Below are 24,417 nucleotides of genomic sequence, written 5' to 3'. Positions count from 1 at the left end.
GCACGCTGCGCGCGAGCGCATGCCGCCCTGGCCCATCACGCTCGCGGGGCCTGGTATCGCATCTGTCTCCCAGGCATCTGCCCTTCCCATTCGCACGCGTGGACTGCCGCATACCGCGCATCCACCCCACCTCACAGCGCATCGTGCCGCAAATCCCCGCATACCGACCTCGCCATCACGGGACGCCCGCACTTCACCGCCACACGACATCGCCACCATGGAATCGATTCCAATGCGATGAAACCCTGTGAATACGTATGCAGCCGGCATTCGCGGCGGATCGCGGTGTCTACCATACATCGCAGTCGCGTCGCCCAAGAATGGCGGCGCGATCCCTACATCCGGCCACTGTGCCGGATCAGAAAAATTCGTACGACAACATTGCCTGGGAGGGGAAAATGTTGAACCACAAGCGCAATGCGCTGACGCTGGCCGTGGCCATCGCCATGACACCGATGCTGGCCGCCGCACAGTCCGAAACGCAGTCCGCCACCGCCACCACAGCTGCCGACGGCCCGGTCACCGAACTGGACAAGGTCGAGGTGACCGGCATCCGTCGCGGCATCGAGAGCGCGATCGCGATCAAGAAGGATTCCACGTCCATCGTCGAGGCGATCTCGGCCGAGGACATCGGCAAGCTGCCCGACGTCAGCATCGCCGAATCGCTCGCGCGCCTGCCCGGCCTGGCCGCGCAACGCGTGGCCGGACGTGCCCAGGTGATCAGCGTGCGCGGCCTGTCGCCCGACTTCTCCACCACCCTGTTGAACGGCCGCGAGGTGGTCAGCACCGGCGACAACCGCAGCGTCGAGTTCGACCAGTACCCGTCCGAGCTGGTCAGCGGCGTCACCGTCTACAAGACCCCCGATGCCGGCCTGGTCGGCCAGGGCCTGTCGGGCACGGTGGACATGCAGACCGCGCGCCCGCTCAGCTTCGGCGAACGCGTGATCGCGATCGGCGGGCGCTACCAGCGCAATTCGCTGGGCAAGGCCGCCGACGTCGATCCGTACGGCAACCGCTTCAGCGCCAGCTACATCGACCAGTTCGCCGACCGCACCATCGGCCTGTCGCTCGGCTACGCGCACACCGATACGCCGATCCAGGAGAACCAGGTCGGCCTGTACGAGCCGTGGAGCACGCAGAACACCGACAGCGGCGCACGGCCGGGCGTGGCCGCCGGCACCTATTTCTCCGACGGCATCAAGGCGCTGCGCCGCACCGGCAATTCCAAGCGCGACGGCGTGATGGCGACCCTGCAGTACCGCCCTTCCAACGCCTGGACCAGCACGCTCGACGCCTTCCACACCGAGGCCGAGCAGATCGACACCGCCAACCAGTTCGAGGTCAACCTCAGCAACTACAACGGCGGCTATACCCCGGGCCTGGCCATCGGCGGCGCCCAGGTCAACGACAACGGCACCTTCACCGGCGGCAGCGCCAGCGGCGTGTATCCGCTGGTACGCGGCATGTACAACAAGCGCGAGGACAAGATCGACGCGTTCGGCTGGAACAACGAGATCAACGCCGGCGTGGTGCGGATCATCGCCGACGTGAACTACTCCAAGGCCACGCGCAAGGAACTCAACCTAGAGAACAATCTGCAGCTGACGCCGATGCCGCAACTCGACACGGTGGGCCTGGCCTACCGCAACAACGGCTTCTCGCAGATCTCGCCCGGGCTGGACTATTCCAACCCCGACGCGCTGTACATCACCAACACCATCTACGGCTCCGGCTACGGCAAGGCGCCGCGCGTGGAGGACGTGCTGAAGGGTGCGCGCCTGCAGGCCAGCTTCCCGCTGCCCGAAGCGCTGCGCTGGTTCTCCGACCTGGACGTGGGCGTGAACTACGCCAACCGCGAGAAGGAAAAGCGCCAGCCCGAGGGCAACATCACCCTCGGCGCGCAGGGCGACACCACCATCGCCCCCGACCTGCAGTACGCGCCGGTGAACCTGGGCTTCGCCGGCATCGGCTACATCCCCGCCTGGAACGTGCCGGGCGCGGTGTCGCGCTACATGGAGTTCGCTCCCACCGAGGACGCCTCGTACCTGGTCTCCAAGGCCTGGACCGTGCAGGAAAAGATCACCACCGCCTGGGTGCGCGCCAATATCGACACCGAATGGGGCGAGGTGGGCGTGCGCGGCAACGTCGGCGTGCAGTTGCAGCACGCCGACCAGTCGTCGCAGGCGAACTATTGGGATGCCTCGCAACCCGCCGGCAGCGAAGTGCGGCCGATCGACGAAGGCAAGACCTACAACGACTGGCTGCCGAGCCTGAACCTCGCCTTCCAGTTCCCGCACGAGCAGACCCTGCGCTTCGCCCTGGCCAAGCAGGTCGCGCGGCCGCGCGTGGACCAGTTGCGCGCCTCGCTGGAATTCGGCGTGGACAACGCCACCGGCAAGCCCGGCGCCAGCGGCGGCAACCCGACGCTCGATCCGTGGCGCGCCAACGCCCTGGACATCTCCTACGAGAAGTACTTCGGCGCCAAGGCCTATGTCGCCGCCGCGTTCTTCTATAAGGACCTGAAGAGCTACATCTATACCCAGACCCGCGACGACTACGACTTCTCGGCGCTGGTCGCCGGCTACGTGCCGCCGCCGGGCGCGGCGCCGGTGCAGACCACCGGCACCTTCAGCGCGCCGTTCAACGGCAAGGGCGGCACGCTGCGCGGCCTGGAGCTGACCGCCTCGCTGCCGCTGGACATGCTGTTCGCCCCGCTGGAAGGCTTCGGCATCCAGGCCAGCGCCACCTTCAACGACAGCGACGTCAAGATCCGCGATCCGGAAAGCGCATCCAGCGTGGGCGACGGCGAGATCAGCCTGCCGGGCCTGTCCAAGCGCGTCTACAACCTCACCGCCTACTACGAGCGCAACGGCTTCGAGGCGCGCGTCAGCCAGCGCCGGCGTTCGGACTTCATCGGCGAGATCGGCAACTTCAACGGCAATCGCACCCTGCGCTACGTGGTCGGCGAGAACATCACCGACGCGCAGATCAGCTACACCTTCGGCGACCACAGCAGCCTGAAAGGCCTGAGCCTGCTGCTGCAGGCGAGCAACCTGAGCAACTCGCCGTACCGCACCTACGCCGAGACCAAGGATCGCCCGCTGGAGTACATCGAGTGGGGCCGCACCTACGTGCTCGGGGTGAACTACAAGTTCTAGGCCAACCCTCCGTGGCTGCAGCAAGCCCGTCGGCGTCATGCCGGCGGGCTTTTTTTTTGCTATTGCCTCCTGCCGGACAAGCACATGGCGGGCCGGCAGGAATGTTGCCGTATGGACAAGATCGGCCACGGCCGAAGGGGTTCGTATGGCGCCGCTGGCGAAATGGGAGATGGTGCGTCGAGCTGCCGATATGAGCGACAGAGTGCGTGGCACCCACGTGCCGCAAGCGCTTGAAACGTCGCGCCTTGCGCTGTGGCATGGAGCTACCGAAGCATCTGGTCGGCAGGCTGTGGCCTTGTCCGCAAGGCATCTGGCTCAGCGCTACCAGTCGCTATGCGATCCCTGGTCGAGCGCATCGACAGCAAGAGCACAGCCATCGAACGGGTGGCCCATGGATACTGCGCCGAGGCCAGCGTTCTGCTGAAGATTGGGCTGGCTTCCCGCGAGCTTGGCGCAGCACGTCGTTCTTGTGGGGGGGACGAACGGCCAGCAGCACGCGGCGATCGCGTAGCGCCTTCTCCGTGATATCCGCCGTCGGCACGAGATGGCCGCTGACACCGCGGCCTGTCGACGCGCCCAAGCCCCGCAGCGGCGATTCGCCGTCGCCCACCGAGTCTCGCCGATCAGAGGGAACGACTGGCCTGCACAGGCACGCAAGGCCGATGCAGCGCGGAGCGTCCGCCGTGAAGAGGGTCGCTGGGATGGCAGCGCGATGATCGGGAAGCAGATGGGCGAAGATCCAGCGCGGGAAGCCCCTCCACCCGCTCGGAATCGATATCGAGCGCCGACCAGGGCTAGGCCGTTTCACCGCCGTTCCCCACCCCACCAGCAGCAGGCGCTGTGGGGAAAGGCAGCGCTATACGCCTTGCAGGCACAGCATCGCGTGACCAGGCAATTGCAGCCGCAGTCCGTCCTCGACCTGCCCCGCGTCGACGCCCGGCACCTCCAGCACCCGCCACTGCCCCTCGGGCAGCGCAACCTCCGCGGCTTCCGAGGAAAGATTGAATGCGAGCAGCAAGGTCTGCTCGGGATGGCGGCGGAGGAACATCAGCACCGGCTCGGCCGTGTCGACGAAGGCGATATCGCCTTCGCGCAAGGCCACATGCCGCTTGCGCCAGGCCTGGAACTGCTGGAACGCGATCAATACCGAATGAGGGTCGGCCAATTGCGTCGCAACCGACTGCGCGCGATGCGCCGGCGCCACCGGCAACCAAGGCGTCGCACTGCTGAAACCGGCCTGTTCGCCGCCATCCCACGGCATCGGCGTACGGCATCCATCGCGGCCCTTGAAGCTCGGCCAGAACGCGATGCCATACGGATCCTGCAGCGCCTCGAACGGCACCTCGGCTTCGCCAAGCCCCAGTTCCTCGCCTTGGTAGATGCAGACCGAACCGCGCAGCGAACACAGCATCGCGGGCAGCAGGCGCGCGAATGCGGGCGTCTGCATGCCGCGCCCCCAGCGCGTCACCGCGCGCTGCACGTCGTGGTTGGAGATCGCCCAACACGGCCAGCCCTCGGTCATCACCACCTCGAGGCGCGATACCGTGTCTCGGATATAGGCCGCGCTGAAGTCGTCGGTCAGCAGCTCGAAGCTGTAGCCCATGTGCAGGTGCCCGGCGCGCGTGTACTCGGCGGTGGTGGCCAGCGAATCCTCCGACGAGATCTCGCCCAGGCTCACCGTTCCGGGATAACGGTCGAGCAGACCGCGCAGCTTCTGCAGGAACGGCAGGTTCTCCGCCTGCGTGTTGTTGTAGTAGTGGTACTGGAACGCGTACGGATTGTCCGGGCTGAAGCCCCGCCCCACCCGCTTCTCCAGGGGCTTGGGCGGATTGTCGCGCAGCAGGGGATCGTGGAAGCAGAAGTTGATCGCGTCCAGCCGGAAACCGTCCACCCCGCGCGCCAGCCAGAACTCCACATTGTCCAGCGTGGCCTGCTGCACCTCGGGATTGTGGAAATTCAGGTCCGGCTGCGACGACAGGAAGTTGTGCAGGTAGTACTGGCCGCGGCGCGGCTCCCACTGCCAGGCGACGCCGCCGAAGATCGACATCCAGTTGTTGGGCGGCGTGCCGTCCTGGCGCGCATCCGCCCACACGTACCAATCGGCCTTGGGATTGTCGCGGCTCTGGCGGCTCTCCTTGAACCACGCATGCTCCACCGACGTGTGGCTGAGCACCTGATCGATCATCACCTTCAGGCCCAGCGCATGCGCCTTGGCCAGCAGCCGATCGAAATCGGCCATCGTGCCGAACAGCGGATCGACCTCGCGATAGTCGGCGATGTCGTAGCCGAAATCGGCCATCGGCGACTTGAAGAACGGCGAGATCCAGATCGCGTCCACCCCAAGCGCGGCGATGTAGTCCAGCTTCTGCACGATGCCAGGCAGATCGCCGATGCCATCGCCGTTCGCATCGAGAAAGCTGCGCGGATAGATCTGATAGATGACGGCACCGCGCCACCATGGAGCCTGAGTCATGCAACGCCCCCCTTCGGGCAGAGATCGCGTGCGCAATGGGCACGCGGAAAGCTGCGTTAGGGTAACGTCGATGCAGGAATTGCAGTCACTTCTGCATACGTATTCACGCTCGATGGCAGGCGCAGACGTCGTCGACAGCCGCCGTTTATTTCTGGCCAGCCGTCATGACTGGCACATTATCGAAAAACACAAGCTAAACTGAAAATTATCTATGCCAAATACAACAATTATTTGCAACTAATAAAAATTAAAAAATAAGTGATTAGTATTTATGGAAAACAGCCTGACTGCATCCGGAATAAATTACCACACAACTATCCACATTAGAGGAATTATATTTCATACACGCGGACTTGGCGGACTGCTGCGCGGCAGCAGTATCTTTTCCAGACCTGGAAGCCGGATTTCCTTTAGCAGGGGAACCATTATGGTACGGAGAAGCAATAGCCGCGCACTGGTTTGCGTACCACATATCAACATTGCATTTCCCACCGCCAAGAGACTGACATTGAGCCAACGCCTCCTTTAGAGCTTCTTCTTTCGACTCCTTTTTCTCCGCAACGCCGATATTGCCCGTCCCCGTAGTATCGCTAGCAACAGCTCCCCACTTGGTTTCCCATTCACCAGATGGCGTGGGAGGCGGTGGCTCTACATAATTCCCGCCGGGGCCAGGTCCACAAAGCGCGCTGCCAGGCGTAACTCCCGTGGGACAAGCTGTTTGAGCGCTGGCAAAAGAGCTAACCAGCGAAACCGTTATAAATAAAAATATTTTAAAAAAATACGCCTTATTCATACGATCAGCCCAAATCCTGGTTTCGAGGTCGATTTGCAGCCCCCATAAGTCCGGGAGAAGCTGAATCGGTCGCGGAGGTATTCATGGCGACTCGAGCACCTTGCCCCTGCGGTTGTTGCCCAGAATTCAACTCTGAAAGGTTGTTATTCTGAGCTTGGGGAGCCCGAGGCACGAATGAACCTCCAGGCCCAGCCGGCACAGCAGCGGCACCGCCACCACCAGCACCCATCGCCGAGTACGGGCTGAACTGGCCCAGCACGCCCTGGAAGAACGCTGCCGCCATCGGGGGCGCGGTCACTACCAGCGTCGTCATCACCAAGCCCCAATCCTCCCTGCTGCAAGGCCATGCTGCTGACGCCTTCGCCATTGAAATCGAAGGCGCTGCTCATTGCCCGCTTCGTCACGAAGGCCAATTCCACAATGAGGACTCAGTTCATCAAAGTCAGACGCGATTACGAGTCGACACGACAACTTGCAAGCTTATACAGATCAATAGTAGGTATTATTGATGACAACACCGCGCCACACATTCAGAGCAATGCGCCATCAGAAAGCCTGATGAGAATGCAGTCATTTCAGCGCACAGGTGAGCCAGCAGCACCTAGGCAATTCAAGGTTAGCTCAATCAGCACTGCGCATTAGCGACGAAACGAGGGCATACCGCAAGTGGAATAAAATAGTTTTTAGCTGTTTTGCATCCTTCAATTAGGACAATTACAGCTTTTACAGCACTACTTGGACGGGTCACAGAAGAATTGCCAAATTCGACTTCATTCAATACCGTCAAGCATCACGACGTATTGATTAGAACAGGACATCACCCACACGCACATATCGAGACGGCATCATTGATGCCCACATCAAAAATACAAACAGCACAATAGGTAACCAATAAATCAATAACTTCTATAAACAGGATTTGAACACTCCGAAACCGCAACTTCACACTCTTTTCCTGCAGCCTCAGCTTTACATTTGGCTATTGCCCTCTCCTTAGCAACTTCTACAGTGGCAGCTGTAGAAAACATGCCACCATTTCCATTTAGGGGATACGCTAGTGCAACGCATTGATTTTTATAAGTGAATTCGATTCTGCAATTTTTTTCCCCAGAAGATATGCAATTTTGCAAAGCAACATCTTCAGCCTCTTGCTTAGTGATTCTTCCTGAGCTCGCTCCACCACCGCCGCTAGACGACGTAGCAATACTGCCCCATGTTTTAATCCATTCCCCCGAGGGCCTGGGAGGGGGGGAAGCAATTTCTTGAGTAGGAGAAGGTCCACAAGTAGCAGAACCGGGAGCCGTACCAACCGGACAGGCGGTTTGAGCGCTCGCAGTAGCCCAAGATACACAGGCCAAAACAGCCACAAGTGATTTAAAAGCCATGACCAACTCCACAGTACAAAGGTGTCTCGCTAAAAAATCACCCATTAGTTACGTTAGCTTTGCCCAAACGTCCTGGCTCCGCTGGAACAGTTTGAGCGCCAGAAAAACTACGCCCATCTACTTTTACGTCGCTTGCACTCGATCTGTCATTAGGAGAACCATCGAGAGCTTGCTGGCGAGGCACATAACTTCCACCCGGCCCAGCCGGCACAGCAGCGGCACCGCCACCACCAGCACCCATCGCCGAGTACGGGCTGAACTGGCCCAGCACGCCCTGGAAGAACGCTGCCGCCATCGGGGGCGCGGTCACTACCAGCGTCGTCATCACCAAGCCCAATCCTCCCTGCTGCAAGGCCATGCTGCTGACGCCTTCGCCGTTGAAATCGAAGGCGCTGCTCATTGCCCACTTCGTCACGAAGGCCAATGCCACGGCGCCCACCACCTTTGTGGTGATTGCCACCATGACGCTCAATACCGACAGCGAGAACACCGTTCCGATGCCGTAGTACAACCATTTGCTGAAAAGCTGCTTCGTGGCATTGAATAGCAGACACATGATGAACAGCGGCCCAAAACCGACGAACAGCGCCATCGCGATCTTGTTCAGCAGCAGCATCGAACCAGCGACCACGCCCGGCCCTGCAATGCCCAGGCCCATGAACCAACGTGCGCGGGTCTTGTCGGATTCGCGCTCCTCGCTGCCACCTGCCTGCAACGCATCGATGCTGGCCAACGCGGTCTGCATGATCAACAGATTCTCGTCGATCTTGTTGTAGGGACTCTCGTCGTCGCCGGTGACGACTTCGGTGATCTCCTTGCTCAGGCCGTCGGTCAGGGTCCAGTAAAGCTTGGAAGATCCGGTCGCCATGCTAGTCGCGACCGCAATGATCAACGTGGCGCGCAGGGCGGTGACGACCAGGGACATCGCGGATTCGCGCATCTGGCCGGTCGCCACGCGATAACCCTGGATCAATATCCAAATTGTCAGCAAGGTGAGCGCGATCGCCCCCATCCACATGGTGGTGCGCTGCAAGAGCGTCCACTGGAAGATGTCGATTTCGTCCCGCAGATAATCGTTGATCAGCGAGAAGAACGCATAGTTGGCCATGTTGCCCAGGAAGGAGCCAAGGCCTACTTGCCCTCCCCCGCCGAGTGTCGAGTCCATCAAGCCGGCAATCACATTAAACATATTGGATCTTCCATGCGGGCGAAGCGCACACCCGGATATTGATTCGGAGGCCGCCCTCGAAGGAGGGCGACCAGAAAATGTTCGGCAGATCGATGTGGAGCGATCGCCGCCTACTGCTTACTTCTCGTAGCTCAACCGGCTCATGTCGGACGGCTTGCTGGTCTTCACGCCCTCCAGGGCCGTCTTCATCACCGCACCCGCCACGGCAGCCTGCGCCATATCGGTGATCGACCCGACGAGATCGCCCAACAGGCCACCGCCGTCAGGATTGTTTTTCTTGCCCTTCATCGCCGACTCCGCTTCGCTGGACTGCTGGGTCTGCAGGTACTTGAGGCGGATGTCGTAAGCGAACATCGCAGACTCCATCTGCTGGCGATCGATGTCCATCAAGGTCTTGAGCGCGATCAGCTTGTTGGTGTTGTCCTCCAGCTTGCCGATCTGGGTCTCTTCGATGTTCTTGCGCTCGTTCTCGAGATCGCGAAGACGCTGCAGACGCTTGGTGGTGATTTCATACATCGCGACCATGTAATTGAACTGAGCGTTCTTGGTCTTCTGGATGAGCTCGCAGTTGGTCTTTTGCCCGTCGGTGACAGGCGTCCCCTTGGTCGCGTTGCATGCCGCGACGCCATAGTTCGCGTCGATCTTTTTCGGCTTCATCTCATCGGTCAACTTCTCGACTTCCTCGCCGCTCGGCTTTTCACCAGAGTCCTTGGCGCCGATCTTGTTGTCCTCACGGATCTTGTCGAGCTTCTTGTCGAGCGTGTCCGTGTTGGTCTTGTTTTCCTCGATCTGTTTGTCGTCCTGCACCCACCACTGCGCGAACGCGGTCGAGGGCGCCGACGCGCACAGGACGCAAGCAATCGCCAGCAGGCGGAATCGAGCGAAGGATTTCATATTCTTGTCCATATAGACCTCACAGCTAGTCATGTAGAACGAAACGATCTTTCAAGGGATATCTTTCAACGGATACATCGATCAAGCGAGCGCCGCGGCGCCCTTGCTGTCCGATGCCGAAGGCTTGCCCGCGGACTTGCCCGAGCCCTTGCGCTTGGCATAGAACTCGCTGAGCCATTGCTCGGGCCGCAAGTCATCCGGCGTCACCCCGTGCTCAGCGGCTTTTTGCTCCAGCACCTGGTGCATGATCTCGATATTGTCGGTGGATGCCGAAATGACCGACAGCGCGTCGTCCATGCCGCGCAGGTTGAGCTGGCAGACAGACGAGCCATGGCCCTGCTTGACCAGGAAACAGCGCGAGCGCTCGTCCAGGTTGACCACCACCTGGTATTCGGCCTCGGTCAGCTTGAGGCCCTCCATGTAGTCTTCCTTGCTCGCGTTCGGATTGGGCAGCAGGATCATGGTGGCGGTCTGCTCGACCAGCGCTGCGGAAATGTCGCTGGCCAACGCATCTTCCGGACTCTGGGTGGCGAAGATGCCCATGCCGTTCTGCTTACGGATGGTCTTCTGCTTGTTCTTGGCGAATTCCTTGAGGCCGCCCTTGCCGTCCAGGATCTTCCAGAACTCGTCCATCACGTAGATCAGCGGACGCCCGTCGATCAAGGCCTCGAGCCGGTGCAGCAGGTAATTGATGACCGGTACGCGCACTTCCGGGTTGTCGATGACGTCGGTGTAGTCGAAGCCGATGATGCTGGCCTTTTCCAGGTTGATGGTATCGACCGGATTGTCGAAGACCCAGCCCAGCGAGTTGCCCGCGGTCCATTTGCGCATGCGCGCATAGAGGCCGTCGTCGCCCATGTTGGGCAGGCTCTTGCGGAAATTGGTCATGCTGCGCAGCTGCATCGGCGTATCCAGCATGCCCTCGACCGCGCGGAAGATGTCCTCGTCGTCGCGCGAGGTATATTCGGCCTTGCCGGCAAGCACCTTGATCAGGTCCGCCAGAAACTGCACGTTCGCTTCGCTGCGCTCGCACTGGAACGGATTGAAACCGGTGGGACGGCCATTTTCCAGGGCGAGATAATTGCCGCCACAGGCGCGAACGAAGATCTCGGCACCGCGGTCCTTGTCGAAGAAGAAGATCGTCGGGATCGGGTCGAACTTCTGCACCTGGCTGAGCAGGAAGTTGATCAGCGCGGTCTTGCCCGTACCCGACTTGCCGATGACCATGGTGTTGGCGATCGCCTTTTCGCCCAGCGAATTCTCCGCAGGGTGCGTCGCATGGAAATTGAAGTAGTAAGGCTGGCCGTTGGTGGTCTGCAGCGTGGTGACACACTCGCCCCACGGATTGTTGTCGCGCTTGCCCTGCGCAAAGTTGTGCAGCGGCGACAGGCCCAGGAAGTTCAGCGAGCTCACGTTCGCCAGGCGGGTGCGATAGCGCCAGTTGCCGGGAAGCTGCGAGTAGAACGACGAGGCGATGGCCAGGTCTTCCTTCGACGACACGAAGCCGGCATTGGACAGTTCGGCGCGCGTGGTCGCGATCTGCTGCGACAGCTTCTCCTGCGTGTCGGCGTAGACCGCAATGGTGAAGTGGTACTCGCCCAGCACGAAGTTGCCCGACGACAGCTGATCCATCGCCAGGTCCAACTCGTGGATCTGGCTGACCGCCTTGTCGCCGGACGAGATCATCATGCCCTTGGTCCGATCCAGCACCTTCAGGGCATCGTGACGCCCCATCGGACTGAAGGAATGGGTCACCACGTATTCGAAATCGAGGTACTTCAGCCCGTTCAGAATGCCGGGATAGGTACCGTCGGTATATTCCTTGATATTCAGGATGGCACCGAAATGATTGGTGCCCTCGGGCGTCTTGATGACGAAGTCGCCCGTCTTGTTGGCGAACATGTGCTTGCTCACCGGCAGGTATGCGGGCACCGGCGCCTGCAGGACCGGCACCGGCTCGTCGATCCGGTTGATCAGATAGCCGAAGAATTCCAGCGCCTCGGAAAACACGACGCCATTGCTGGCCTCGTACATGCTCAGCCGATAGGGCGAGTAGTCCTTGAGCACGGCCTCGACATTGCCGGCCAGTTCCACGATCTTGGCGACGGACTGATCCTGCTCCGACTGCAGCTGCGCCAGGTTGGCCGACTTCTCCATCAAACGCTTACCGGTGACCACCGGGCGATAGAGCATGGTCAGATACAGCTCGTTCTGCATGATCTTCTGCGACGAAAGCGCGCTGTAGTACTGCTCCGACAATTCCTGGTTGAACGTCTGCCGGAACTTGCCGCGAGAATTGATGCGCCGGCGACGCCGCACGTCGTGCACCCAAAAGGCCACGTTGGCGAAGTCGGGCGCGCGCAAGGTCTGCAGCATGCGGTTGAAGGTGTTGTGGCGGTGCTCGATTTCCCACTCTTCGCGGCCGACGAAAGGCAGCCCGCCCAGATGCCAGGTCAACATGTAGTCCCCACCCGTCGTCTTGAGCACCGACGGCGCCACATGCGTAGAGATGGGGATGAACTCGCTGATCGAACTGTCTGGGATGAACATAGGGAATTACTCTGAATCCATTTCGTCTTGCCAAGGCCCGATTCGGACGAACCGGGAGTAGTCGAACGCGTACCTACTACAAACATTCGTGCAACCAAAAATTCGTGCAACACGGTAAAACCGAACAACCCCATGCACGAAACGACGTGTTCGTGCATGGGGTCAAGGCGCTGGCGCTAAGTCGGTTTACCGCTTGGCGCCAGGCACGTCTCTCCGGTATTCGTTTGGAGAAAATACCCATGCGCCAGAGTAGCGCTGCAGGTTGCGTACGCGCATCCTGAACATCCAGCGCAACCCAAGCATCCTGAATATCATCTCGTCCCGCTTGGTCATCTGCTGCATGGCAAAGATGATCACCGGGATCGACAACAGATACCAAAGATTGAAGTACATTCCCGCCAGCAAACCGCCACCCGCGCCGATGAAGAAGGGAATATAAGGAACCCCCAAAAACATGGCAGGACGCGTGCAGCCGCGGAAAAGTACGTTTTTATGCATAATGCATGGCCTGCTGAACGAGATTGATGCCCGCGGTGCAAGCCTGCTGACCGGTATCGCCGATGAGCATCTTGGCCAGCTGGCCCGCAGCGCCGATCAGCACGCCGCCGATCAGGATCGGCGAGACGTCCGAGATGCGCTTGTGCGCGAAGGCGATCTGGTAGCCCGCGATCACGACGGCAATCGTGACGACGACGATAGAGGCCATGTTGAGGATATTGTTCGTCTTGCCAAGGAAGCCGCAGACTTTGCCATCCGTACCGGCATAATCGGCAGCGCCGCCGGTCGCCATCGCGGTACCAGCGAGCAACAGCGTGCTCACGAAGACCAGAGCCTTCAGCGCAGCCATGCCGGCGACTTTTGCATTGGCGGTCACTTCACTCTTCTTGGACATCATGGTGTATCTCCTGATTTGGAACAGAGGGGTTGTGATCAAAGGCGCCATTCCCATGGCGGTGCTGCTTCCCTACGCTAGAACACAAAGGCGCCGTCGCCGGGGGGTGGCGGCGGCGAATTCAAGCTAGGGACGACCGGCTGTGTGGGACTGCCAAGGGCCGAGGCCCTGCCCACAGATGCTTGCGAAGCTGGATCGGCTCCGCCACCAGCAGGCACCGCCACTCCTTTGCCGGCGCTTGTCGGGCGTATTACATACAACTGTGCATCGGTGCCTGCCGCTTGACCCACTTGCATCGCGGAGGCATTCGATATTGGATTGGCCGGCTGGGCAGCCGGCTGCGCCAGGGCAGGCGCTGCAGCAGCAGCCGGATAGAGTGCAGATGGCTGGGCCTGCGTCGCCAAGCCGTTGGCAAGCTGGTTGGCGCCGGCGATGCGTCGCGAAACGACCGAGTCGAGTTCGCGCACGACGGATGCCTTGGCGGCCTGGGCCGGGCGACGAACGCCATTCGGCACGACCGGGATGGCATCGGCGGACGCCACGGCGAGCGCCCGGCCTTGGCTGATGGACGCATAGACCTTCTGCACGTAGCCGTGCTTGTAGCCGGTCTCGAAGTTGCCCGAATAATAGCAACTGAAGGACTTGCCCCAATTGCCGCCGGATCGGCCGTAGCACTCGGCCAGGATCTTGGACGCGGCCTGGAGATTGGGGCAGGTCTTGAACGCTTTCTCGTACGAATCGAGCCCGTACTTGACCAGGTTGTAGCGGTTGACCTGGCCCAGGCCGAGAGAGAAGTTGTAGCCCTTGTCCTCGAGCATCCGCGCGGTGGCGACGGCTTCGGAGAGATTCTGCGGCTGGCGCACCAGGCGACCACCGACGACCCCGATCGCGAACGGATTGTGCGACGATTCGACGCGCACGACGTGCTGCATCACTTCAGCCGGAACCGCCATTTCAGGACAGCTCAGTAGTTCCATGCCTGGCAACATGCCGTCATTCCTCCTATATCCGTCGACTATTGGCCTGAGAACCATGCAGTCGCAGATCACGCAAATTAATAGTGACTGAAGAGAAAATCAAAGTCAATCTGATACAGCTTCAGCAATCACCTTCGTGAACAAATTCACTTGCTTCCGTGAAGCGTTCGTTCCGGGTCGAAATCGATACCCGTGATATAGCGTCGCCCCGCGTGCGATTTAATATGCACCACGATGTCGATCGTCATCATCAGCAAGCGCTTGATGACCGAGAATTCCAGGCCCGAACCTTCCGCCGACGCCTTCACCATCAACGCGAGCTGATCCCAGGTCTGGCCGATGCTGCCGGCGTGGCAGCTGGTGATCGAACCCGGATGGCCGGATGCGCAATTTCTGATGAAGTAGAACGACTCGTCGCCGCGCAACTCCGCCAGGATGATGCGATCGGGCTTCATGCGCAGGCAAGCCTCCATGCAGCTCTTTGCCGTTACGTTACTCGCGCTTTGTCCACCTTTCGAGTAGAGCAAATGCACGGTATTGGGCTGGCTGATGAACAGCTCGCGTGCGTCTTCGATCGTGACCAGGCGCTCTTCGTTGGGAATATGGTTCACCAACGACTTCATGAAGGTGGTCTTGCCGCTGCCGGTGGCTCCGGCGACGACCACGTTCTTCTTGAACAGTACGGCCTTCTTGAAGAACTCCGAATAGTTGCGCTGCCTGCGCAACTCGAGCAATTCGCGATCCTGCTCGCTGATGCCCGCTTCCTGCTCCAGGATCTCCTGGAAGAATCCGTCCTCCTGGTACTGCTCCAAGGTCTTGGTGTGCTTGGACGGCAAACGGATCGTGATCGACACCTTGCCCGCATCGCAGGCAGGCGGAATGACGAACTGCGCACGCTGCCCGGTCGGGAAGGTCAGCGACACGACCGGATCCGTATCGGTGATGCGCTGACCCGTGTTGCTCTCGTTGACCACCGCGGTGCAGAACTGGCGCGCACGATCGAACGTCAGCGACGGAATATCCAGTTTCTGCCAGCCGCGCAGCGTCTCCAGATACAGTTCGCCGGGACGGTTGATGCATATTTCCGTCACTTCCGGCGAATTCAGATAATCCAGGATGCCCAGTACCGAGTACTGGTAATCCAGGAAATCCGAAGATATCTGCGCGGTCGGTGAATCGTCGAGCGTCACGTGATTGTCTCGTCGCTGTCAGCGGGTCAGCACGGCAGTGAAATCGACGTCTTTTGCGACATAGACGCTGACCACGGTGCCTTGGTTGATCGTCACCGTCGCAGGACGACGCCCCGAACGCTCCAATGCCTGGTCGGCCATGCGCTGCACCGTCCGCGCCGTATTGCTCTCGAACGGCTGCTCGGTCACGAGTCCCGAATTGAGGCCTACGGTGGTGGTCTCGGGACCGTGTTCCGCCGCCGCCCATTTGAACGCATCGCTGAGCATGCTGATCATCAGCGCAGACGAGATGCGACTGGCCCAGTGCGCGTTGTACTGGCCCGGATGGCCGGAGCTGCCAAGATTGTCGATACCCGGCCCCATCAGCGTCACATCGATACCGGTGGGCGTGGTGATCCGATCCCAGACGACTTCCATCCGTGGACCGGTGGGCTCGGCCGCATTGTACTGACCCAGCATCTTGGAGCCCTTCGGCAGCAACAGGCGTCGGCCATTAATCGAATAAACCGGCTCGGTGATGATGCACGAGGTGAAGCCCGGGAAATCGGTGATGATCCGCGTCTCGAGCACGCACCTGATGTAGGTACCGCGCACCAACAGGCCGTCCGGATTGGCGATCGGCGTTGCCGAGGTCACCTGCTCATCCTTGCCCGAGCCCGGCTGCTGCGCGCCAGGAGGCAGCATGCCGCCGAGCCCTCCTGCCTGGCCCCCGCCGACTTGCGCAGGATCCTGCTGCATGCCCGCCATGCGCCGCTCGAGCAGCGATGGACCGCGTTCCTGTTGCGCGGCAGGCGTCGTCCGGATGTCGTTGTCCGTCGGCATCGGCGGCAACGGCGGAAGGTTCTGCTCCTGCACCAGAGGCACTGGCTCAGCGGGCTGCGTCGGCAACGGCGCCGTCGTCTGTGGGAGGGCAGGCGCCACCACGGCTTCCTGGCGCGGCTTCGGCGGCGGCTCTTTCGAGTCGCTTCCGCCGACCAACCAGAAGATGGCGACGATCAGCAGCAACGCGATGGCGCCCAGGAACAGCAACGCTTTCCGGTTGAGCTTCTGCAGGTCGCTGGACCTCAGGACCGGTTCGTTGGCATCCAGATCCGGATCCGCGGTTTGCTGCTGGCGAGCGAAGTACGGATTTTCCTTGCCGGCGTCCCCGCCTTGCGGAGAACGAGGCTGACCCTCGGCGTGGCCGTTATTTTCGTCAGACGGAGGTATGTTTGAGTTCACTTTTGCTTATTCCTACGCAAGCCGACAACATTCTTGCCGTGGCGGACAACCAGGAAAGGATAGGTCCCGTGGACGATGAGCGTGTTGCCCTCGACCGTCGTGTTGACCAGGAAGTCCTCATCGTTTTCCTTCTCGCGCGCGAACACGGCCGGGAAATTGCCGGTGGGGAATCTGGTGAGATCCATTTTGATATAGGTGAACTTGCCGTCATCGTACACGCTATTGGGCACGATCCACGTCTGCTTCGAGCGCGTCGAATAGTCGTAGTCGAAGTAATAGTGCCTGTCCTTGGACAGCCTGGTATCGATCTGCGACTCGTCCTTCACCTCTTCGCTGGCAGCGGCGAAACTGGTGTCCTTCGGGTAGACGAAGGTCACCTTGTACTGGACGCCGGCCTGCTTGGCCTGCTCCAGTCGCTGCCAATCCGTCGCCACGACCTTCAATTCCAGAATATAGGAATGGGTCGCGGTGCGAATCATCATGTTGGTATCGACGTCGACGTTCTTCGGCTTCAAATAGAAGACGTTTTCGCGACGGCTCAATTCCCAACCGCTGGTGAAACCGGTGCTGTAGTCGAGGATCTTCTCGTTCGGGCTCAACTCCACCTGGGTCGTGATGCCGAGGCCGGTACGCACCTGGTAGATCTTGTCCGCTTCATACTCGTATTGCTGGACAACCTGAGCGGACGCGAGCGGCGCAACCAAAGCCAGGGCAAGCAGCGCAATCTGCGCCGAGCCGTTTTTAGTCATGAAACTCATCTAACGTTCGCTCCATTGCCATTGTTCTGAGGTGCAGCGTTCGGCGCGGGCGCCACCGGAGCGGGTTGCGTGCCTGGGTAGACGGGCACGCCCGCAGCGTTCATCACCGGCGCCTGCTGTTGAACGGGCGCCGCTCCATTGAAACCGGGCGCTGCCTGCTGCGGCATCGGCTGACCTGGCAATTGGCCGGGCACTTGACCAGGCATCAACTGCTGATTGACTGGCTGTGTCGGCGCGACCGGCGCCGGCGCCTGGAAGGACGCCGGTGGCGGCGCCGGGGTAGCGGCGTAATCCGCATCCACGCGATAGTCGGTCACCTGGAACCCGAGCGGATTTTCGATCCGCAGATCGTCCTCCATGGCCAGGTTGCTGTTGTAGCGGAAACCCATGATCGCGAACTTGTTGTCGAGCAGCGTCGTCTGGCCCGAGCTCTTTTCGTAGATGCTGCGCTGGAAACGGACATTGGCGCCGGTATAGGGCTTTCCGCCGCCACCGAGCAGGGTAATGCTCAAGATATTGACGCGAATCGCCCTGACCTTGCCGTAAGTGAAGTACGGAGCGGATGGATTGTTCGCAGCGTGCAAGGCCTTGTATTCGCTGGCGACAGGAGCGTCAGACATCGCGAAGACCGTCTTCCAATCCCTCAGGCCCATCATCGCGAAATCGTAAGACTCGCGCGCGGTGATGAAACGGGAGACGTTGCTCCTGGCCAGCGCTTCGCTGGCGGTGATATTGGTGATATCAGCCGTATTCTGCAGCTTGGAGATCGTTGAAGTACCAGAATACGCATCTGCCATCACCAGATACGGCACCTTCTCCTTCAACGGCAGCATGTAGTAATAGCCGCCGCCCAGCAGCAGGCACATGACGATCGCGCCGAACGCGACCCACCACGCACGGCGCTCGCTGCGCCGCGCCAGATCAGCGATGCTGACCTCGTAGTTGACAGCCTTTGCAACCGCCTTGTTGACGCTTTCGCTCTCAACTGGTTTTTTACCGAACATCAGACTTCACCAGGTTACGTAATGTGGCTGCGGGGGCAGGCAAGCCGCCCCGTCAGTAAAGTCACTTCGCGCTGTCGCCGCCGGCCGCTGCGGCCCCGCTCAGCGAGGAGGCGGGCTGGACCAGGATGCGGTTGCCTGCAGCCGAGACGGAGACCCCTTCCTGTGCATAGACCACGCTGAGTTCGGCGACCGCCTGCTGGATGCTGGTGGTGTTGATCTTGGCCACCGGCGCATACAGCGTGTAGTCGGACTGGATGCTGTAGGCCAGCTGCATGTTCGAGTCCTTGGCCCAGCGCTCGAGCATCGTCTTCAAGGTGCCGTCCATCGGCACGGCCTGGTACACGTACGAGGAGTACAGCGGGATCTCCATCGTCGACTCGGAGAACCGGTTGACCGGCTTCCACCTGCCGCGGAAATCAGGCGCCGGCCTGGTGGCACAGGCGCTCAGCAGCGCAACGGCGCTCAGAGTGGCGATCATCCGAAACATATGCGTTCTTTTCACGCGAGCCTCTAAATTGCGGAAACGTTTTTTGATGGACGGCCGGCACAGCGCCGACGGTCTGAGAACTGCAGGTTTCGCCACAGGAACGGCACGGCGCGGTACACAGCCGGCGCAAGAGTCTGCTGACAGAGTCGGGGGGCGCGCAAATCCGGCGCACGCACACGCTCCTGCAGACGAAGGTCGTCCGAGGACAGGCGTTCAGCGCCGAGAAAAACGGAATTTGACAGAAAACTTTCCATGTCACCCTCGCGTGCGTCCTGAGAACCCACGCCCCTGTTCCTATTGCCAATTGCCCCGCACCAGCATCGCGAGAATGTGCCGCAGGGCAATGCTCACGTCAAGCATTTGGCAAAAAAGCGTTCAATCCGACTAGATTGCCAAAAATTTTGCGAACCACGTCACGTTAGGTCATAAGGAAAGCGTCGGTACATTGACCTTCGGCTTCAACCTTGCGGTGAAGTGCCGGTCCTTGTAGTACTTGATCTTGTCGCACTTCACCGGATGCGGGATGCCCTCGTACAGGAACACCTCGTGATCGTTCCCCATCGCCTTCAGTTCCTGCGGCAGCATCAGCGCCCTCCTCTCTTCCGACACGCTGCGGGTCACGTCCTTGCCGCGGGTGACGTTCTGCTTGCGGAAGGTGGTGTAGCCGAGCATCTCCGAATAGTCGTTGGCATCCTGCTGCTCGCGCGGAGCGTAGAGGATCTGCAGTGCATGATTGGTGATGATGGTGCGCGACACGTCCTTGCCGTAGGTCGCGTCCAGCTGCGCCATGCTTTGGATGATCGGCAGAAGGCGCACATTGTAGCCGGCCATGTATGACACCGCCGAGGCGATGATGTCGACCTTGCCGATCGCGGTGAACTCGTCCATCAGCAGCAGGCACTGGTACTTCAACTCCGGGTTGCTCTTGGGCAGTTCCTTGGTGTTGAGGTTGATGATCTGGCTGAAGAACAGGTTGATGATCAGGCGGCTTTCGGCCAGCTTGTTGGGCTGGATGCCGATGTAGATGGTCATCTTCTTCTTGCGCAGGTCGGTCAGCAGGAAGTCGTTGTCGCTGGTGGCTGCATCGAGTACCGGATTGATCCAGGCGTTGAGCGGTTCCTTCAACGTGCCCAGGATCGAGGCGAAGGTCTCCTCGGCCTGCGACAGCATGTTGGAGAACGCCGACTTGGCGTTGCTGCTGAGGAAGCGCCGTTCCGACAGCGACTTCAGGTATTTCTTCAGGTCGCTGCCGTCGCCCGAGGACAGGCGGTAGATCGCCCCCAGCGTCGGCGTGCCCAGGCCGCCCGGGAAGCCGATGTTGCGCTCGTCGTCCCAGTTCTCGAACAGGTACAGCGCGAACGCCATGAACGCGTTGCGCGCCTGGCTGACCCAGAACTTCTGGTCGTCCGAGCCGTCCGGATACAGCATCGCGGCGATGCTCATCAGGTCGGAAACGCGGAACGCGGGATCGTCGGAGACGTAGCTGAGCGGATTCCAGCGGTGCGTGCGCCGGTCTTCGGCGAACGGGTTGAACAGGAACACCTCCTGCCCCTGGCTGGCGCGCCAGCCGCTGGTGAGATCGAAGTTTTCCTGCTTGATGTCCAGCACCACCACCGATTCCTGGTACTCGAGCAGGTTCGGGATCACCACGCCGACGCCCTTGCCCGAGCGGGTCGGCGCGGCCAGGATGACGAACTGCTGCCCGCTCAGCCGCACCAGCTTGCCGCGGAACTTGCCGACCACGATGCCGTTGCCGCCCTGCTTGAACAGGCCGTGCTTGGCCAGGTCGCCGGCGCCGGCGAAACGGGCGTCGCCGTGCAAGGCCTGCCTGCGCGGCTTGAACATCAGCACCAGCGTCAGCAGGCACAGCAGACCGGGCAAGCCGAAGCCCAGGTAGCCGGCCCACTTGATCTTGCCGACGAAAGGCGCGACCTGCGGCAAGCCGATGGCATGCACGTATTCGTAGTAGGTGCCCAGCCCGAACAGGCGCGTGTCCAGCTTGAGCAGCAGCAGCACCAGGTAGCCGGACAGGAAATAGCCGGCAATGGCAGTGAGCGCGACGACAGCTGCAGCCGCGACGATCTTACGATTCGACAAGCCCTATCCTCCCTGATGCACCGTGGCGGCTATTCTAGCTTCGGCGCCGGGCGCTCGGCTTGCTCTTGGACGGCTTTTTTTCGACAGCGACGCTGGCGCCGTCCTGCTCGACCAGGGTGTCCATCCAGACCCGCGCCTCGTCCCAGGACATGTCGTGCGAATCCAGGCGCGCGCCGCCCTCGGTGGTGACGGTGTAGCCCACCACGTTGCCGGGGCTGTATTCCGGTTCGCGCGTCAACGCCACCAGCTGGTAGCGTCCTTTGACTTGAATCGTATGATGATATTCCATCATGCGCACGGCCTCCTCGCCTGATCGTCGGCCTGGATGCTAAAGCAAGCCGGGCGCCAGGGCCACCCGCCGCAGCCCGGGGACAGGCAACCCTCCCCCGCCCCCTGGACGACGGACAACAAAAAAGCCGGCGGGCGCCGGCTTGTTGTGTTCCACGAGTGCATCGCTTGCATGTCGTGGTGGGCGGTACAGGGTTCGAACCTGTGACCCCTACCATGTCAAGGTAGTGCTCTACCGCTGAGCTAACCGCCCATCGCTGCTGCGGCCATACCGCTGCAGGGGCGCGAATCTTAGCCCACCTTGCGGCCAAGAACAATAGCCGCGGGCACGAAGCCTCAGCTGACCAGGCTGGCGTCGCGCAGCTTCTTGATCTGGTCGCGGACCCGCGCCGCGTCCTCGAACTCCAGGTCGCGCGCATGCTGGTACATCTTCTGCTCCAGCGCCTTGAGCCGGGCCGCGACTTCCGCCGGTTCCAGCATGCGGTAGTCGGCCGGCTCCTCGGCCACCCGGCGGCCCTTGCCCTTGCCGGACTTGGCCTCGACCGCACCATCGGCGCGCGCGCCCTCCAGGATGTCGACGATCGGCCGTGCCACCGACTTCGGGGTGATGCCGTGCTCGAGGTTGTACTCCACCTGTTTCTCGCGGCGACGCCCGGTCTCGTCGATCGCCGCCTGCATCGAGCGGGTCATCCGGTCCGCATACAGGATCGCCTTGCCGCGCAGGTTGCGCGCGGCGCGGCCGATGGTCTGGATCAGCGAACCGGTGGAGCGCAGGAAGCCCTCCTTGTCCGCATCCAGGATCGCCACCAGCGACACCTCGGGCATGTCCAGGCCCTCGCGCAACAGGTTGATGCCCACCAGCACGTCGAACTTGCCCAGGCGCAGGTCGCGGATGATCTCCACGCGCTCGACCGTGTCGATGTCCGAGTGCAGATAGCGCACCTTGACCCCGTGCTCGCCCAGGTATTCGGTGAGGTTCTCGGCCATGCGCTTGGTCAGCGTGGTGACCAGCACGCGATCGCCCACCGCCACGCGCAGGCCGATCTCCGACAGCAGGTCGTCGACCTGGGTGCCGACCGGGCGGATCTCCACCTCCGGATCGATCAATCCGGTCGGGCGCACCACCAGTTCGGTGATCTCGCCGGCCGACTCGCGCAGTTCGTACGGACCGGGCGTGGCCGACACATAGATGCTGCGCGGCGAACGCGCCTCCCATTCCTCGAAGCGCAGCGGCCGGTTGTCCAGCGCCGACGGCAGGCGGAACCCGAATTCCACCAGGGTCTCCTTGCGCGAGCGGTCGCCCTTGTACATCGCGCCGATCTGCGGGACGGTGACGTGCGACTCGTCGACCACCAGCAGCGCGTCGGCCGGCAGGTAGTCGAACAGGGTCGGCGGCGGCTCGCCCGCGGCCTTGCCGGTGAGATGCCGCGAGTAGTTCTCGATGCCGTTGCAGTAGCCGACCTCGGCCATCATCTCCAGGTCGAACTGGGTACGCTGCGCCAGCCGCTGCGCCTCCACCAGCTTGTTCTGCGCATACAGCTGCTCCAGTCGCTCCTTCAGCTCGAGCTTGATCGTGTCCACCGCGCTGAGCGTGCGCTCGCGGGTGGTGGCGTAGTGGGTCTTCGGGTAGACCGTGTAGCGCTGCAGCTTGCGCAGGGTCTCGCCGGTCAGCGGATCGAAAAGCGTCAGCTGCTCGACGTCGCCGTCGAACAGCTCGATGCGCAGCGCCTCGCTGTCCGACTCGGCAGGAAACACATCGATGACTTCGCCGCGCACGCGGAACGTGCCGCGGTGCAGTTCGTACTCGTTGCGGGTGTATTGCAGGTCGGTCAGGTGCTTGATCAGCTGGCGCTGGTCGATGTGCTCGCCGATCGACAGGATCAGGCGCAGCGACAGATAGTCCTCCGGCGCGCCCAGGCCGTAGATCGCCGAGACCGTGGCCACCACCAGCGCGTCGCGCCGCGACAGCAGGGTCTTGGTCGCGGCCAGGCGCATCTGCTCGATGTGCTCGTTGATCGAACTGTCCTTCTCGATGAAGGTGTCCGAGGACGGCACATAGGCCTCTGGCTGGTAGTAGTCGTAATAGCTGACGAAGTACTCGACCGCGTTGTTCGGGAAGAATGCCTTGAACTCGCCGTACAGCTGCGCCGCCAGGGTCTTGTTCGGCGCCATCACCAGGGTCGGCTTCTGGATCGCCTCGACCACGTTGGCGATGGTGTAGGTCTTGCCCGAACCGGTCACCCCGAGCAGGGTCTGCTTGGCCAGGCCGGCCTCGAAGCCGGCCACCAGCTTCTCGATCGCCTGCGGCTGGTCGCCGGCCGGCGAGTACGGCGATACGAGTTGGAAACGGTCGGACATGGATCATCACCCTGAGACGACAGATGAGTATAGCCAGCGCCGGATGACAGCCGCGTCTGGAAAACCCCTACAGGCCGGTCGGCATCCCGGCGATGCCCTCGCCCTGCGCCCGAGTCCAGGCTGGCCCTGCCAGTCGAGGAGGCGCCATGAACGCAAGGACGCAAGGCTTCACATTGATGGAGATACTGACCGCCATGGCGGTCGCCGCGGTCGCGTTGTGCATTGGCCTGCCCAGCCTGGGCCAGGTGCTGGACAGGCACCGGCAGCGTGCGGCCAGCAACGAGATGCTCGCGCAACTGGCGCTCGCACGGAGCTGGGCGATCTCCAGGGGACAACCTGTCGCCCTGTGTCCGTCCACCAACCGCCAACACTGCGATCGCGGCGGCGAGTGGAGCGGCGAATGGATCATCTACGCCGATCCAGACGGAAATCGGCAACCGGACCGCGGCAGCGACATCCTGACCGCGTCGGCAGCGCCCGGAAGCCCAAGCCTGCGCATACTGTCGTCCTCGGGACGCCCGCAGATGCGCTATCTCCCCGACGGAAGAAGTGCGGGCAACAATCTCACGTTCCGGCTCTGCAGCCGCCAGGCCATCGTGGCCGAGGTGGTGGTCAGCACCACCGGGCGGGCACGCGCAGTACGCCTGAATGACGGGCCGCCCTGCACGCCATGAGCAGAGGAAGCTGGGCGCTTGCCAGTTAG

At 61.4% G+C, this 24,417-nt stretch carries 19 protein-coding genes and 1 tRNA gene; 2 read left to right on the top strand and 18 right to left on the bottom strand.

Features of this window, described 5'->3' with window-relative positions:
• The first annotated feature begins 398 nt into the window (after nt 1-398).
• Nucleotides 399-3,158, top strand: coding sequence for a TonB-dependent receptor (locus AB3X10_RS09220; protein ID WP_369980942.1), 2,760 nt, complete (start codon nt 399-401; stop codon nt 3,156-3,158).
• A gap of 856 nt (nt 3,159-4,014) precedes the next feature.
• On the opposite strand, the gene AB3X10_RS09215 is transcribed toward AB3X10_RS09220, so the two are convergent.
• The 18 genes from AB3X10_RS09215 to uvrB all read right to left on the bottom strand — a co-directional run bounded on the left by AB3X10_RS09215 (nt 4,015) and on the right by uvrB (nt 23,714).
• A complete protein-coding gene (locus AB3X10_RS09215) occupies nt 4,015-5,631 on the bottom strand; it encodes an alpha-glucosidase family protein (RefSeq protein ID WP_369980940.1) in 1,617 nt (538 codons plus the stop codon).
• 262 nt (nt 5,632-5,893) lie between these two features.
• Nucleotides 5,894-6,424, bottom strand: a complete 531-nt coding sequence (locus tag AB3X10_RS09210) for a DUF4189 domain-containing protein (RefSeq protein ID WP_369980939.1) — start codon at nt 6,422-6,424, stop codon at nt 5,894-5,896.
• Between the two features lie 896 nt (nt 6,425-7,320).
• Nucleotides 7,321-7,809: a DUF4189 domain-containing protein gene (locus AB3X10_RS09205; RefSeq protein WP_369980937.1), complete on the bottom strand. Its 489-nt coding sequence runs from the start codon at nt 7,807-7,809 to the stop codon at nt 7,321-7,323.
• A 37-nt stretch (nt 7,810-7,846) separates the two neighbouring features.
• The gene (locus AB3X10_RS09200; RefSeq protein WP_369981745.1) at nt 7,847-8,974 is read right to left on the bottom strand and encodes a type IV secretion system protein; all 1,128 of its coding nucleotides are present in this window, start codon (nt 8,972-8,974) and stop codon (nt 7,847-7,849) included.
• A gap of 141 nt (nt 8,975-9,115) precedes the next feature.
• Nucleotides 9,116-9,892, bottom strand: coding sequence for a hypothetical protein (locus AB3X10_RS09195; protein WP_369980935.1), 777 nt, complete (start codon nt 9,890-9,892; stop codon nt 9,116-9,118).
• An 81-nt stretch (nt 9,893-9,973) separates the two neighbouring features.
• Nucleotides 9,974-12,442 (bottom strand): VirB4 family type IV secretion/conjugal transfer ATPase, encoded by a 2,469-nt coding sequence (locus AB3X10_RS09190; protein ID WP_369980933.1) that lies wholly within the window; start codon nt 12,440-12,442, stop codon nt 9,974-9,976.
• 186 nt (nt 12,443-12,628) lie between these two features.
• Nucleotides 12,629-12,940: a type IV secretion system protein VirB3 gene (locus AB3X10_RS09185; RefSeq protein ID WP_369980931.1), complete on the bottom strand. Its 312-nt coding sequence runs from the start codon at nt 12,938-12,940 to the stop codon at nt 12,629-12,631.
• Nucleotides 12,933-13,334 (bottom strand): TrbC/VirB2 family protein, encoded by a 402-nt coding sequence (locus AB3X10_RS09180; protein WP_145706528.1) that lies wholly within the window; start codon nt 13,332-13,334, stop codon nt 12,933-12,935. The genes AB3X10_RS09185 and AB3X10_RS09180 overlap by 8 nt, the downstream gene beginning before the upstream one ends.
• Nucleotides 13,335-13,411: 77 nt before the next feature.
• Nucleotides 13,412-14,311 (bottom strand): lytic transglycosylase domain-containing protein, encoded by a 900-nt coding sequence (locus AB3X10_RS09175; RefSeq protein ID WP_369981742.1) that lies wholly within the window; start codon nt 14,309-14,311, stop codon nt 13,412-13,414.
• A 146-nt stretch (nt 14,312-14,457) separates the two neighbouring features.
• Nucleotides 14,458-15,501 carry a P-type DNA transfer ATPase VirB11 gene (virB11, locus tag AB3X10_RS09170; protein ID WP_145705893.1) on the bottom strand — a complete coding sequence of 348 codons (1,044 nt, stop codon included), beginning with the start codon at nt 15,499-15,501 and terminating at the stop codon, nt 14,458-14,460.
• Between the two features lie 18 nt (nt 15,502-15,519).
• Nucleotides 15,520-16,722 (bottom strand): TrbI/VirB10 family protein, encoded by a 1,203-nt coding sequence (locus tag AB3X10_RS09165; RefSeq protein ID WP_369980929.1) that lies wholly within the window; start codon nt 16,720-16,722, stop codon nt 15,520-15,522.
• Nucleotides 16,719-17,480, bottom strand: a complete 762-nt coding sequence (locus AB3X10_RS09160; protein ID WP_369980927.1) for a TrbG/VirB9 family P-type conjugative transfer protein — start codon at nt 17,478-17,480, stop codon at nt 16,719-16,721. Before AB3X10_RS09160 ends, AB3X10_RS09165 begins: the two co-directional genes overlap by 4 nt.
• Nucleotides 17,477-18,484: a virB8 family protein gene (locus tag AB3X10_RS09155; protein ID WP_369980924.1), complete on the bottom strand. Its 1,008-nt coding sequence runs from the start codon at nt 18,482-18,484 to the stop codon at nt 17,477-17,479. The genes AB3X10_RS09160 and AB3X10_RS09155 overlap by 4 nt, the downstream gene beginning before the upstream one ends.
• A 61-nt stretch (nt 18,485-18,545) precedes the next feature.
• Nucleotides 18,546-18,971, bottom strand: coding sequence for a hypothetical protein (locus tag AB3X10_RS09150; protein ID WP_369980922.1), 426 nt, complete (start codon nt 18,969-18,971; stop codon nt 18,546-18,548).
• Between the two features lie 423 nt (nt 18,972-19,394).
• A complete protein-coding gene (locus AB3X10_RS09145; RefSeq protein WP_369980921.1) occupies nt 19,395-21,068 on the bottom strand; it encodes a type IV secretory system conjugative DNA transfer family protein in 1,674 nt (557 codons plus the stop codon).
• A 34-nt stretch (nt 21,069-21,102) separates the two neighbouring features.
• A complete protein-coding gene (locus AB3X10_RS09140) occupies nt 21,103-21,360 on the bottom strand; it encodes a hypothetical protein (protein WP_369980920.1) in 258 nt (85 codons plus the stop codon).
• A 174-nt stretch (nt 21,361-21,534) separates the two neighbouring features.
• Nucleotides 21,535-21,609, bottom strand: a tRNA-Val gene (locus AB3X10_RS09135).
• Between the two features lie 83 nt (nt 21,610-21,692).
• Nucleotides 21,693-23,714 (bottom strand): excinuclease ABC subunit UvrB, encoded by a 2,022-nt coding sequence (gene uvrB, locus AB3X10_RS09130; protein WP_369980918.1) that lies wholly within the window; start codon nt 23,712-23,714, stop codon nt 21,693-21,695.
• A gap of 146 nt (nt 23,715-23,860) precedes the next feature.
• On the opposite strand from uvrB, the gene AB3X10_RS09125 reads away from it, so the two are divergent.
• Nucleotides 23,861-24,388, top strand: coding sequence for a GspH/FimT family pseudopilin (locus tag AB3X10_RS09125; RefSeq protein WP_369980916.1), 528 nt, complete (start codon nt 23,861-23,863; stop codon nt 24,386-24,388).
• The last annotated feature ends 29 nt before the right edge of the window (nt 24,389-24,417 follow it).

The sequence above is a fragment of the Xanthomonas sp. DAR 80977 genome (genome assembly GCF_041240605.1).
GTDB classification, from domain to species: domain Bacteria; phylum Pseudomonadota; class Gammaproteobacteria; order Xanthomonadales; family Xanthomonadaceae; genus Xanthomonas_A; species Xanthomonas_A bundabergensis.
Note: the sequence above shows the minus strand (reverse complement) of the source record. Positions and strands in the feature narration are given on the sequence as shown.

Excerpts from the sequence above, each read along its gene's own strand:
- AB3X10_RS09155 (WP_369980924.1), bottom strand. The coding sequence starts at position 18,484 with ATGTTCGGTAAAAAACCAGTTGAGAGCGAAAGCGTCAACAAGGCGGTT.
- AB3X10_RS09150 (WP_369980922.1), bottom strand. The coding sequence starts at position 18,971 with ATGTTTCGGATGATCGCCACTCTGAGCGCCGTTGCGCTGCTGAGCGCC.
- AB3X10_RS09175 (WP_369981742.1), bottom strand. The coding sequence starts at position 14,311 with ATGGAACTACTGAGCTGTCCTGAAATGGCGGTTCCGGCTGAAGTGATG.
- AB3X10_RS09180 (WP_145706528.1), bottom strand. The coding sequence starts at position 13,334 with ATGTCCAAGAAGAGTGAAGTGACCGCCAATGCAAAAGTCGCCGGCATG.
- AB3X10_RS09125 (WP_369980916.1), top strand. The coding sequence starts at position 23,861 with ATGAACGCAAGGACGCAAGGCTTCACATTGATGGAGATACTGACCGCC.
- AB3X10_RS09140 (WP_369980920.1), bottom strand. The coding sequence starts at position 21,360 with ATGATGGAATATCATCATACGATTCAAGTCAAAGGACGCTACCAGCTG.
- AB3X10_RS09200 (WP_369981745.1), bottom strand. The coding sequence starts at position 8,974 with ATGGACTCGACACTCGGCGGGGGAGGGCAAGTAGGCCTTGGCTCCTTC.
- AB3X10_RS09210 (WP_369980939.1), bottom strand. The coding sequence starts at position 6,424 with ATGAATAAGGCGTATTTTTTTAAAATATTTTTATTTATAACGGTTTCG.
- AB3X10_RS09195 (WP_369980935.1), bottom strand. The coding sequence starts at position 9,892 with ATGAAATCCTTCGCTCGATTCCGCCTGCTGGCGATTGCTTGCGTCCTG.
- AB3X10_RS09215 (WP_369980940.1), bottom strand. The coding sequence starts at position 5,631 with ATGACTCAGGCTCCATGGTGGCGCGGTGCCGTCATCTATCAGATCTAT.
- AB3X10_RS09185 (WP_369980931.1), bottom strand. The coding sequence starts at position 12,940 with ATGCATAAAAACGTACTTTTCCGCGGCTGCACGCGTCCTGCCATGTTT.
- AB3X10_RS09160 (WP_369980927.1), bottom strand. The coding sequence starts at position 17,480 with ATGAGTTTCATGACTAAAAACGGCTCGGCGCAGATTGCGCTGCTTGCC.
- AB3X10_RS09220 (WP_369980942.1), top strand. The coding sequence starts at position 399 with ATGTTGAACCACAAGCGCAATGCGCTGACGCTGGCCGTGGCCATCGCC.
- AB3X10_RS09205 (WP_369980937.1), bottom strand. The coding sequence starts at position 7,809 with ATGGCTTTTAAATCACTTGTGGCTGTTTTGGCCTGTGTATCTTGGGCT.
- uvrB (WP_369980918.1), bottom strand. The coding sequence starts at position 23,714 with ATGTCCGACCGTTTCCAACTCGTATCGCCGTACTCGCCGGCCGGCGAC.
- AB3X10_RS09190 (WP_369980933.1), bottom strand. The coding sequence starts at position 12,442 with ATGTTCATCCCAGACAGTTCGATCAGCGAGTTCATCCCCATCTCTACG.